Raw genomic sequence first — 12,023 nt, 5'->3', positions numbered from 1 at the left:
CATTATGCATCCGGCGGTGAGCAACGGCAGCTACGATATCGCGCATGTGCGCGAGGATTTTCCGATTCTCTCGATGCAGGTGCACGGCAAGCCGCTCGTCTATCTTGATAATGCGGCATCGGCACAGAAACCCAAAGCCGTTCTCGATCGGATGCAGCAAGTCTACACTTCCGGTTATGCCAACGTGCACCGAGGTTTGCACACGCTCTCCAATGCGGCGACCGAAGCTTATGAAGGCGCGCGTGAAAAGGTCGCGAGGTTCCTCAATGCCTCACGGAATGAAGAGATCATTTTTACGCGCAACGCCACGGAAGCGATCAACCTCGTTGCCGCAACGTTTGGACGCGGAAGAATAAAGCCCGGCGACGAAATTATCCTCTCAATCCTGGAGCACCACGCCAATATCGTTCCGTGGCATTTTCTGCGCGAGCAATATGGCGCAGTCATCAAGTGGGCGCCCGTCAACGATGCCGGAGATTTCCTGATCGACGAGTTCGAGAAGTTGCTGACTGATCGCACCAAGATGGTTGCGATCACGCAGATGTCGAACGTGCTTGGTAGCATTGTCCCGGTAAAAGAAGTCGTCGGCATAGCGCATGCGCGCGGCATTCCCGTGCTGATCGACGGCTCACAGGGTGCGGTGCATCTTGACGTCGATGTCCGCGATATTGATTGCGACTTCTACGTTATAACCGGCCATAAGCTCTATGGCCCGACGGGGATCGGTGCCTTATACGGCAAGTATGAGCATCTCGCTGCGATGAAGCCGTTCAATGGCGGTGGCGAGATGATCCGCGAAGTCTTTCGCGACCGCATTACCTACGGTGAGCCACCGCACAAATTTGAAGCGGGAACACCGCCGATCGTGGAGGCGATCGGTCTCGGCGAGGCTGTCGAGTACATCAATTCGATAGGCAAGGGGCGCATCCGAAAGCACGAGATGGAACTCTTAGCCTACGGTCAGGAACGTTTGAGCGAAATCAATTCGCTACGCATAATCGGTACCGCCCGGGAAAAAGGCGCGATTATTTCCTTCGAACCCAAAAACGCGCATGCCCAGGATTATGCAACGGTCATCGATCAGTCGGGCATCGCAGTTCGCGCCGGGACCCATTGCGCCATGCCGTTGCTCGAGCATTTAGGAGTTACAGCAACTTGCCGAGCATCCTTTGCGCTTTATAATACGCGTGAGGAAGTTGATAGTCTTGTACACGCGTTGCGAAAAGCCGGAGAACTGTTCGCATGAGCGATAGCCCCAGCGGGCGTCAATTTAGTAACAATGGACTTATGTATCGAGGGTTGTTTAGCCGTGCCGCCAAGCCTGGACAGGCTGATCGATGCATGACTTCTCCTACCGCAGGCGCGTACCTGCGATGACCATTCCACGTCCGACGGCTGTTTGCGATAGTGTTCTCGCTGCGATTGGGAACACGCCGCTCATCAAGTTAAGGAAGGCGTCGGAAGAGACGCAGTGCACGATTCTCGGCAAGGCCGAGTTCATGAATCCCGGTCAGTCGGTCAAGGACCGTGCCGCCCTATTCATCATCGAGGATGCGGTGAAGAAAGGTGCTCTTCGGCCGGGCGGCTGTATCGTCGAAGGGACGGCCGGCAACACCGGGATCGGACTGACGCTCGTTGGCAACGCGATGGGTTTCCGCTCAGTCATTGTCATTCCGGAAACGCAGAGCCAGGAAAAGAAAGACACGCTCCGACTATGCGGCGCGGAGCTTATCGAAGTTCCAGCAGTTCCATACTCCAATCCGAACAACTATGTGAAGCTGTCAGGTCGGCTCGCGGAGCAACTCGCCGCCACCGAGTCGAATGGCGCCGTCTGGGCAAACCAGTTCGACAACGTGGCGAACCGCGAGGGTCATATTCGCACCACGGGACCTGAGATTTGGGAGCAGACGAATGGCAAGGTCGACGGATTCGTCTGTGCAGTCGGCACGGGGGGAACCCTCGCCGGCATTGGCATTGCGTTGAAAGAATGCAATCCGGCAATCAAGATCGGCCTCGCCGATCCGATGGGCGCAGCGCTATACAATTATTACACTCACGGTGATCTGAAATCTGAAGGGTCGTCCATCACCGAAGGCATCGGCCAGGGGCGCATCACAAAAAATCTCGAAGGCGCTCCAATCGATCTCGCTTTTCAAATTCCCGACGGGGAGGCGGTGCCGATCATCTTCGATTTGCTGGAACATGAAGGGCTATGCCTAGGAGGTTCATCTGGCATCAACGTGGCGGGTGCAATCCGGCTTGCCCGCGAACTTGGTCCCGGACACACGATCGTCACCGTTCTTGCAGACACCGGCATGCGCTATCAATCAAAACTGTTCAATCCTGAGTTTCTTCGTGCAAAGGGGCTGTCCGTGCCGCACTGGCTCGAGCACCGATCTACCCTGAGCCTGCCGCTGGCATAGCGCTGTCGATCAGCCCGCAGACGCTCGGGCATCTCGCAAAATACGTTCGACCATCGAATGGAAGCCGTTCGAACGTTGCGGCGTCAGATGTTGCTGGAGACCAAGCTCGGCGAAAGCCGATTTGGCATCAATCCGTATGATGTCGCTTGGAGTCTTGCCTTCGAATATCGCGAAAACAACAGCGACAAGCCCTTTGACAATATGGGCGTCGCTGTCGCCCTGGAGTTCGAGAACGGAGGGCTCACCTGAAGTATCGCGGCGTAAGTTGGTCACAAGCCAGACCTGACTCGCACAGCCTTGCACCTTGTTGTCCTCTGTCCTCTGATCTTCCGGAAAGCTTGGCAACGTGCGGCCAAGCTCAATGAGATATCGGTATCTGTCTTCCCAGTCATCGAGCAGCGCCAGATCGGACCGGATTGCGTCAATCGTCATGCAGGTTCACCAAAGCATCATCACCAAACCGACTGAGCTTCTCTAAGCAAGCATCGTACCGCCGCAACGATCGTCCGCAGTGCATTCCGACATACGCGTCTGACAAGCATTGTCGAACTAGTTTTGTTTCAAACAGCAGATGCTTCCGATGTCGGGTTTACAACATGCTGCCGACATTGCATGCGATTGCTCTATCCTTATGAAATTACGCTGAATTTCAGATTTCAATAGCACTGGCATAGTCGTTGCAAATCTCTCCTTGCAACAAGCGAGTAAGGGCTGAGTGCAGGCCGACGCGACGAGCGAGCACTGTGCTCCTTCCCGCCACCCGTGAGCCCCGTATGAGAGGACATGACTGCGTGATCGCGGAAGGCGTGGCGCAGAGGCACTCGGTTCAAAGGAGAGACAACATGTCGGCACTACGACAAATCGCGTTTTACGGCAAAGGCGGCATCGGCAAGTCGACGACGTCACAGAACACACTGGCGGCATTGGCGGAGATGGGTCATCGGATCCTGATCGTTGGCTGCGATCCGAAAGCGGATTCGACGCGTCTGATCCTGCATGCCAAGGCTCAGGACACGATCCTGAGCCTGGCGGCGAATGCAGGTTCTGTGGAAGACCTCGAGATCGAAGACGTGATGAAGGTCGGCTACAGGGACATCCGCTGCGTTGAATCGGGTGGTCCAGAGCCGGGTGTTGGTTGTGCGGGCCGCGGCGTCATAACGTCGATCAACTTCCTGGAAGAGAATGGCGCCTACGAGGACATCGATTACGTGTCCTACGACGTTCTTGGCGACGTTGTCTGCGGCGGGTTTGCGATGCCGATCCGTGAGAACAAGGCTCAGGAGATCTACATCGTCATGTCTGGAGAGATGATGGCGATGTATGCGGCCAACAACATCTCGAAGGGCATTCTGAAGTACGCGAACTCAGGCGGTGTTCGACTTGGCGGTCTGGTGTGCAACGAGCGTCAGACGGACAAGGAGCTTGAGCTTGCGGAAGCTCTTGCGAAGAAGCTCGGAACGCAGCTGATCTACTTCGTTCCGCGGGACAACATCGTGCAGCATGCCGAGCTTCGTCGGATGACGGTTCTGGAGTACGCGCCGGATTCAGTGCAGGCGAACCATTACCGCAGCCTGGCAGAGAAGATCCACGCGAACGGGGGCAAGGGGATCATTCCGACGCCGATCACGATGGACGAGCTTGAGGACATGCTGATGGAGCACGGGATCATGAAACAGGTTGACGAGAGCCAGATTGGCAAGAGCGCGGCCGAGCTGGCGACGGCCTAATCAGCCCGCAAGGGACCGGCTCCTCACACCCCGCATGAGGGGCCGGTCTCCAACGCGCAATCAAAATCCGATGGGAAAGGTGAGACGATGAGCTTGGCGAAGCCAGAGAGCGTTGAGGAAATCAAGGCTCGCAATAAAGAACTGATCAGTGAAGTACTTTCGGTCTATCCGGAAAAGACTGCAAAGCGGCGCGCCAAGCACTTGAACGTGCATGAGGCGGGCAAGTCCGATTGCGGTGTTAAATCGAACCTCAAGTCGATCCCGGGCGTCATGACGATCCGCGGCTGCGCATATGCCGGTTCGAAAGGTGTCGTCTGGGGACCGATCAAGGACATGATCCACATCAGCCACGGCCCAGTGGGATGTGGTCAGTATTCTTGGGCCGCACGCCGGAACTACTATATCGGCACAACGGGTATCGACACCTTCGTGACTATGCAGTTCACGTCGGACTTCCAGGAAAAGGACATCGTGTTTGGCGGCGACAAGAAGCTCGCCAAGATCATGGATGAAATCCAAGAGCTGTTCCCGCTCAACAACGGCATCACTGTCCAATCGGAATGCCCGATCGGTCTGATTGGCGACGACATCGAGGCAGTCTCGAAAGTCAAGTCGAAGGAGTACGACGGCAAGACAATCGTCCCCGTTCGTTGCGAAGGCTTTCGTGGCGTCTCTCAGTCGCTCGGACACCACATTGCCAACGACTCCATCCGAGATTGGGTCTTCGACAAGCTTTCACCGGATGCCCCGCCGAAGTTTGAGTCGACGCCATATGATGTGGCGATCATCGGAGATTACAACATCGGCGGCGATGCATGGTCGTCCCGCATTCTGCTCGAAGAGATGGGCCTCCGGGTGATCGCGCAGTGGTCGGGCGACGGCAGCCTAGCAGAACTTGAAGCAACGCCGAAAGCGAAGCTTAACGTCCTCCACTGCTACCGTTCGATGAACTACATCTCGCGCCACATGGAAGAGAAGTACGGTATTCCTTGGTGTGAATATAACTTCTTCGGGCCGAGCAAGATCGCAGAGTCGCTTCGCAAGATCGCGAGCTTCTTCGACGACAAGATCAAGGAGGGGGCCGAGCGCGTCATCGCTAAGTATCAACCGCTGATGGACGCGGTAATTGCTAAGTACCGCCCGCGTCTTGAAGGCAAGACGGTCATGCTGTTCGTCGGTGGTCTGCGTCCGCGTCACGTGATCGGTGCTTACGAAGATCTCGGCATGGAAGTCGTCGGTACGGGGTACGAGTTTGGCCACAATGACGATTATCAGCGCACCGCACAACACTACGTGAAGGACGGAACGCTGATCTACGACGACGTCACCGGCTACGAGTTCGAGAAGTTCGTCGAAAAGATCCAGCCCGATCTCGTCGGCTCAGGGATCAAGGAAAAGTACGTCTTCCAGAAGATGGGTGTGCCGTTCCGGCAGATGCACTCCTGGGATTACTCCGGCCCCTACCATGGCTACGACGGCTTCGCGATATTCGCGCGCGACATGGATATGGCCATCAACTCGCCGGTCTGGAAGATCGCAAAGGCGCCCTGGAAGACCCCTGAGAAGCCTCTGCTGATTGCTGCCGAGTAACACTCAACGACCCTGGCCCTTTGAGGTGAAGGGCCAGGGTTCAGGTTCAACAAGTTTTTTTGGAGAAGGCCTCGCATTATGACCCAGAACGCCGAACACGTGCTCGATCACTTCGAGCTCTTTCGCGGTCCCGAATACCAGCAGATGCTGGCGAATAAGAAGAAGATGTTCGAGAACCCCCGCGATCCGGCCGATGTCGAGCGGGTTCGCGAATGGGCAAAGACGCCGGAATACCGGGAGAAAAACTTCGCCCGTGAAGCACTGACGGTCAATCCGGCCAAGGCGTGTCAGCCGCTCGGAGCGGTATTTGTAGCGGTCGGCTTCGAAAAGACTATTCCTTTCGTTCATGGATCGCAGGGTTGCGTCGCATATTATCGCAGCCACTTGTCCCGCCACTTCAAGGAACCGAGTTCCTGTGTGTCCTCCTCGATGACAGAGGATGCGGCGGTGTTCGGTGGCCTGAACAATATGATCGACGGCTTGGCCAACACGTACAATATGTACAAGCCGAAGATGATCGCCGTTTCTACGACCTGCATGGCCGAAGTGATTGGTGACGACCTGAACGCCTTCATCAAGACGGCGAGAGAGAAGGGGTCGGTGCCGCAGGAGTATGACGTTCCGTTCGCCCATACTCCAGCATTCGTCGGCAGCCATGTCACCGGTTACGACAACGCGCTGAAAGGCGTCATCGAATATTTTTGGGACGGTAAGGCCGGCACCGTCCCGAAGCTTGAGCGTCAGCCAAATGGCAAGATCAACTTCATCGGCGGATTCGACGGATATACCGTCGGAAACCTCCGAGAGATCAAGCGCATCTTCGATATGATAGGCGTCGAGTACACTATTCTCGCCGACAACAGCGATGTGTTCGATACGCCAACTGACGGCGAGTTCCGTATGTACGACGGCGGCACTACGCTCGAGGAAACGGCCAACGCCATTCATGCGAAGGCGACGATCTCAATGCAGGAGTACAGCACTGAGAAGACGCTACCGTTCATCGCGGGACATGGACAAGAAGTGGTTGCCCTCAACCACCCAGTTGGCGTCAGTGCGACCGACAAATTCCTGATGGAGGTTTCGCGCATTACGGGCAGGGAGATCCCTGAAGAACTCGCCCGCGAACGTGGCCGTCTCGTCGACGCGATGGCGGATTCGAGCGCGCATATCCACGGGAAGAAGTACGCGATCTACGGCGATCCGGACCTGTGTTACGGTCTTGCTGCATTCCTTTTGGAACTCGGCGCCGAGCCGACCCACGTGCTCGCGACCAACGGCAACAAGGCATGGGCAGAGAAGATGCAGACGCTCTTCGACAGCTCGCCGTTCGGAAAGAATTGCCATGTGTATCCGGGCCGCGATCTCTGGCACATGCGGTCGCTCCTGTTCACTGAGCCGGTTGATTTCCTGATTGGCAACACCTACGGCAAATATCTCGAACGCGACACGGGAACTCCGCTGGTGCGCATAGGCTTCCCCGTATTTGATCGTCATCACCACCATCGTCGTCCGGTGTGGGGCTATCAGGGTGGCATGAACGTTCTGATCACGCTTCTCGACAAGATCTTTGACGAGATCGACAAGAACACGAACGTACCCGCGAAGACCGACTACAGCTTCGACATTATCCGTTAGGGCGCTGCCTCCCTTGCGTCACCGCGAATGCCAGGACTTTTAATCCCGGATATTTGCGGTGATGCAGTTGCCGCGTTGGTCCGTCATTGAAGCTTGCAAAATGCGATTTGAATAGGAGACACGGATGAGTTCGCTTTCGGCTACGATTCAGCAAGTCTTCAACGAACCCGGGTGCGCGAAGAATGCCAATAAGTCGGAAGCCGAAAGAAAGAAAGGTTGCACCAAGCAGCTTCAACCCGGCGGTGCAGCGGGTGGTTGCGCCTTTGACGGCGCAAAAATTGCACTCCAACCTATAACCGACGTCGCACATCTCGTGCACGGCCCAATCGCCTGCGAGGGCAACTCTTGGGATAATCGCCCCGCCAAATCGTCAGGCTCCAATATCTGGCGCACAGGCTTTACGACCGATATCAATGAAACGGACATCGTGTTCGGCGGTGAGAAGCGACTTTACAAGTCGATCAAGGAAATCATTGAGAAGTACGATCCGCCGGCAGTGTTTGTCTATCAGACCTGCGTACCGGCGATGATTGGTGATGATATCAATGCCGTATGCAAGGCGGCGCAAGAGAAGTTCGGAAAGCCGGTTATTCCGATCAACTCGCCGGGATTTGTTGGACCGAAGAACCTCGGCAACAAGCTCGCTGGCGAAGCGATCCTAGAGCACGTGATCGGTACCGAGGAACCAGAATACACCACGCCCTATGACATCAACATCATCGGCGAATATAACCTGTCGGGCGAGTTGTGGCAGGTGAAGCCGCTGCTGGACGAGCTTGGAATCCGTATTCTTGCCTGCATCGCAGGCGACGGCCGCTACAAGGACATTGCTTCGTCTCACCGCGCCAAGGCGGCGATGATGGTTTGTTCCAAGGCGATGATCAACATCGCGCGGAAGATGGAAGAAAAATACGACATTCCGTTTTTCGAAGGCTCCTTCTACGGCATCGAGGATTCCTCCGACTCCCTGCGCGAACTCGCGCGACTTCTTATTGAGAAGGGCGCCCCTGCAGAGTTGATGGACCGCACAGAAGCGGTCATTGCCCGCGAGGAAGCACGCGCCTGGGCCGCCATCGCACCTTACAGGAAGCAGCTTGCCGGCAAGAAGGCGCTATTGATTACCGGTGGTGTGAAATCATGGTCGGTGGTCGCTGCACTCCAAGAAGCGGGCATGGAGATGGTCGGCACCAGCGTGAAGAAATCGACGAAAGAGGATAAGGAGCGCATCAAGGAGCTAATGGGGCAGGATGCGCACCTGATCGAAGACATGGCGCCGCGCGACATGTACAAGATGCTGAAGGACGCCAAGGCCGACATCATGTTGTCCGGCGGTAAGTCGCAATTCGTTGCGCTGAAGGCTGGCGTACCATGGCTCGACATCAATCAAGAACGCAACCACGCCTACATGGGCTATGTCGGCATGGTCAAACTGGTGCAGGAGATCGACAAGGCGCTGTACAACCCACTCTGGGCACAGCTCAAGAAGCCCGCGCCGTGGGATGATGCAAGCAAAACCTGGCAGGCGAAGGCGATCGCCGAACTCGATGCAGAAGCCGCAGCGCTCGCTGCTGATCCGGTAGCGGCCGAAGCGCAGCGCCGCTCAAAAAAGATCTGCAATTGCAAATCAGTCGACCTTGGTTCGATCGAAGATGCCATCAAGGCACACAATCTCACAACGGTCGATGGCGTCCGCAAATATACCAACGCCGCTGGCGGCTGCGGCTCATGCTCGATGCGTATCGAAGAAATCTTCGCTTCGATGCAAGTGGCACCTGAGGCGGTGCGCATGATTGCTGCTGAGTGAGATTGCTTCCGATGGCAGAACCAGCCCCATCCGCCAAGGTCACCGTCTCCAAAAAAGCTTGTGCGGTCAATCCGCTCAAGATGAGCCAGCCGATCGGCGGCGCATACGCTTTCTTGGGCCTGCGAAAGGCGATGCCGCTGCTGCATGGTTCCCAAGGATGCACCTCATTCGGACTCACTCTGTTCGTCCGGCACTTCAAAGAGAATGTGCCGATGCAGACGACGGCGATGAGCGAAGTCGCAACCGTGCTCGGCGGTTATGAAAACGTCGAGCAGGCGATCATCAACATTTTCAACCGGCAGAAGCCGGAAATCATTGGTATCGTCTCGACGGGCGTTACCGAGACCAAGGGTGATGATGTCGACGGCTATATCAAGCTAGTTCGCGAAAAGTATCCGCAGCTTGAGAAATATCCGCTCGTCTATGTCTCGACGCCGGATTTCAAGGATGCCTTCCAGGACGGATGGGAGAAGACCGTCGCGAAGCTGGTCGAGGTTTTGATCGATAAGCCAGCGAACACCGCACCACGCGATCCATCGCGAATCAATGTGCTGCCAGGTTGTCATCTGACGCCCGGTGATATTGAAGAGCTGCGGACGATCCTTGAAGATTTCGGCCTGAAGCCAGCGTTCCTGCCCGATATCGGTACATCACTCGACGGCCATATCCCTGAGGATTTCAGCCCCACCACGATCGGCGGCATAGGCGTCGATGAAATTGCGGCCATGGGTCAAGCAGGTGCAACGATCGCCATCGGTGCGCAGATGCGACGCGCCGCTGAGGCGATGGAGGAGAAAACTGGCGCGCCGTCTCGCGTGTTCGAGCGGTTGTGTGGTCTTGAGCCCAACGACGAGCTGATGATGTTCTTGAGTGAAATCACCGGTCGGCCAGTGCCGACGAAATATCGGCGGCAGCGTGGGCAACTGGCTGATGCAATGCTTGATGCGCATTTTTGGCTCGGAGGTCGTAAGCTTGCGATCGGTGCCGAACCGGACCTGCTGTACGATATAGGGACCTTCCTGCACGGCGTCGGCACCCATATCATCGCAGCAGTGACGACAACCCAGTCGCCGGTGCTTGAGCGTCTTCCCGTCGAGGACGTACTAATTGGTGATCTCGAAGATCTCGAAACCTTCGCCAAAGAGCGTGATTGCGATCTACTGATTACGCACGCGCATGGCCGTCAGATGGCGGAGCGCTTGAATATCCCGTTCTATCGATGCGGCTTTCCGATCTTCGACCGGCTTGGTCCGGGTCATCAGTTGAGCATAGGCTATCGCGGCAGCCGGGATCTGGTTTTCGACATCGCCAACCTCCTCATCGAAGACCATGAGAAAAACCGGCAACCGAATCCTGAAACTTGGCGCGACGGCTTCGACAGCCTGAAAGGGCAGTCAAACGATATCCCACTAATATAGGCACGATAGGGAAATGACATGAAAGTCGCCTTTGCAACCCAGGATCTCAAGAGAGTCGATGCACACTTCGGATGGGCCAAAAACATCGCGATCTATGAGATCAGCCCGGAGGGCCACACGTTCGTCGAAGCCATTCAATTCGACGGCGATCTGAAGGAAGACGGCAACGAGGACAAGCTTGCTCCAAAAATCGAAGCCATCAAGGACTGTGCGATTCTGTATGTGGCGGCTATCGGCGGATCGGGCGCTGCACGCGTTGTTGCGAACAATATCCACCCGATGAAAGTCAATCAGCCCGAAGAGATTTCCGACCTCCTCGGGAAGCTGGAAGACGTGCTGAAAGGTACGCCGCCGCCATGGCTGCGCAAAGCTTTGTCGAAAGGCAAGGAACGAACGCTTGATTTCGAGGAATGAGGATAACGATGGCTGAAGCCGCTGCTGTGATCGAAGTACCCGCCGGCATTGATGCGCCGTATGTTAAAGAGCTCATCAAGATATGGCGGGCTCAGGATACCCATGGCGTTTGGGAGGGAAAGAGCGATCTCGAACTTCTCGAGCCATATATCATCGACAAGGAAAAGCGGCGCGCCCTTCCGATTATTGGCGATCCAGATCCCGATACAATTTGGCGTGTGGAACTCTTCTTTAATGCCGTTGCGCTTTCGATCGAGCGCGCGACGGGCGTCATGATTTCGCCGATGCTGAAGATGAGCCACGAGGGCTTTGGCCGTATGGTGCTGATTGGCGGTCGGTTGATTGTCGTCAACAAGCAGCTGCGCGACGTCCATCGGTTCGGCTTCGACAATCTCGGAAAACTTGCCGACGAAGGCACGAAATACGTCAAGGCCGGCGTTGAGATGATCGAAAAGTTTCCTGAAGTGGCAAAATACTAAGGTGGCCCATGAGTGACGTAGATGCTCTCAAAACCGAGATCAAGAAGCTGTCCGCCCGAGCGATGGACGCAAAAATGAATCTCCATGACCTGTCGGAAGAATTGCCGATCAACTGGCAATCGATCATGACGGTCGCCCAAAAAGCCTATGACCTGTTCGGAGAGCTCGAAAAGAAGCGAGCGAATTTACAGTCTCTAGAGAAGGCTTAAACCCGGAAAGCCAACGAACCATGTCCAACCAAACGCGCGACGGTCGTCTTTGGCAGCCTGACTACCTTGTCGCGATTGACGAAAAGAAATGCATTGGCTGCGGCCGCTGCTTCAAGGTTTGCGGCCGGGATGTGATGACGCTCAAAGGCCTCAACGAGGATGGAGAGTTCGTCGCTCTCGATGATGATGATGATGACGAGGTCGAAAAGAAGATTATGGTCATGAATGATGAGGGGGCGTGTATTGGCTGCGGGGCTTGCGCGCGCGTTTGTCCGACCAACTGCCAGACGCATGCGGCGGAGAAAGCAGAGGCAGCGTGAG

The 12,023-nt window shown here is 56.0% G+C and carries 12 protein-coding genes; 11 read left to right on the top strand and 1 reads right to left on the bottom strand.

What is annotated here, in order from left to right:
- Positions 1–4 precede the first annotated feature (4 nt).
- Complete coding sequence (locus tag HYPMC_RS17060) at positions 5–1,246, top strand: cysteine desulfurase (RefSeq protein WP_013949293.1); 1,242 nt, start codon at positions 5–7, stop codon at positions 1,244–1,246.
- Between the two features lie 127 nt (positions 1,247–1,373).
- Complete coding sequence (locus HYPMC_RS17055; protein ID WP_024276336.1) at positions 1,374–2,423, top strand: cysteine synthase A; 1,050 nt, start codon at positions 1,374–1,376, stop codon at positions 2,421–2,423.
- Between the two features lie 9 nt (positions 2,424–2,432).
- Here HYPMC_RS17055 and HYPMC_RS17050 read toward each other — a convergent pair whose 3' ends face one another.
- The gene (locus HYPMC_RS17050; protein ID WP_013949291.1) at positions 2,433–2,855 is read right to left on the bottom strand and encodes a SufE family protein; all 423 of its coding nucleotides are present in this window, start codon (positions 2,853–2,855) and stop codon (positions 2,433–2,435) included.
- Between the two features lie 410 nt (positions 2,856–3,265).
- On the opposite strand from HYPMC_RS17050, the gene nifH reads away from it, so the two are divergent.
- From nifH to fdxB, 9 genes are all read left to right on the top strand, one after another.
- Positions 3,266–4,150 carry a nitrogenase iron protein gene (nifH, locus tag HYPMC_RS17045; protein WP_013949290.1) on the top strand — a complete coding sequence of 295 codons (885 nt, stop codon included), beginning with the start codon at positions 3,266–3,268 and terminating at the stop codon, positions 4,148–4,150.
- An 87-nt stretch (positions 4,151–4,237) separates the two neighbouring features.
- Positions 4,238–5,740, top strand: coding sequence for a nitrogenase molybdenum-iron protein alpha chain (gene nifD / locus HYPMC_RS17040; protein ID WP_013949289.1), 1,503 nt, complete (start codon positions 4,238–4,240; stop codon positions 5,738–5,740).
- Between the two features lie 78 nt (positions 5,741–5,818).
- Positions 5,819–7,378 carry a nitrogenase molybdenum-iron protein subunit beta gene (gene nifK, locus HYPMC_RS17035; RefSeq protein ID WP_013949288.1) on the top strand — a complete coding sequence of 520 codons (1,560 nt, stop codon included), beginning with the start codon at positions 5,819–5,821 and terminating at the stop codon, positions 7,376–7,378.
- 124 nt (positions 7,379–7,502) lie between these two features.
- Positions 7,503–9,182, top strand: a complete 1,680-nt coding sequence (gene nifE, locus HYPMC_RS17030) for a nitrogenase iron-molybdenum cofactor biosynthesis protein NifE (protein ID WP_013949287.1) — start codon at positions 7,503–7,505, stop codon at positions 9,180–9,182.
- Positions 9,183–9,193: 11 nt separating this feature from the next.
- Positions 9,194–10,600: a nitrogenase iron-molybdenum cofactor biosynthesis protein NifN gene (gene nifN, locus HYPMC_RS17025; RefSeq protein ID WP_013949286.1), complete on the top strand. Its 1,407-nt coding sequence runs from the start codon at positions 9,194–9,196 to the stop codon at positions 10,598–10,600.
- A gap of 18 nt (positions 10,601–10,618) precedes the next feature.
- Positions 10,619–11,014 (top strand): nitrogen fixation protein NifX, encoded by a 396-nt coding sequence (nifX, locus tag HYPMC_RS17020; RefSeq protein WP_013949285.1) that lies wholly within the window; start codon positions 10,619–10,621, stop codon positions 11,012–11,014.
- Positions 11,015–11,022: 8 nt separating this feature from the next.
- Complete coding sequence (locus HYPMC_RS17015) at positions 11,023–11,493, top strand: NifX-associated nitrogen fixation protein (RefSeq protein ID WP_024276335.1); 471 nt, start codon at positions 11,023–11,025, stop codon at positions 11,491–11,493.
- An 8-nt stretch (positions 11,494–11,501) separates the two neighbouring features.
- The gene (locus HYPMC_RS17010) at positions 11,502–11,702 is read left to right on the top strand and encodes a CCE_0567 family metalloprotein (RefSeq protein ID WP_013949283.1); all 201 of its coding nucleotides are present in this window, start codon (positions 11,502–11,504) and stop codon (positions 11,700–11,702) included.
- 20 nt (positions 11,703–11,722) lie between these two features.
- The gene (fdxB, locus tag HYPMC_RS23830) at positions 11,723–12,022 is read left to right on the top strand and encodes a ferredoxin III, nif-specific (protein WP_081741000.1); all 300 of its coding nucleotides are present in this window, start codon (positions 11,723–11,725) and stop codon (positions 12,020–12,022) included.
- The last annotated feature ends 1 nt before the right edge of the window (position 12,023 follow it).

It is taken from the genome of Hyphomicrobium sp. MC1 (genome assembly GCF_000253295.1).
In the GTDB taxonomy this organism is placed as follows: domain Bacteria; phylum Pseudomonadota; class Alphaproteobacteria; order Rhizobiales; family Hyphomicrobiaceae; genus Hyphomicrobium_B.
This window is presented reverse-complemented; position numbering and strand designations above follow the sequence as displayed.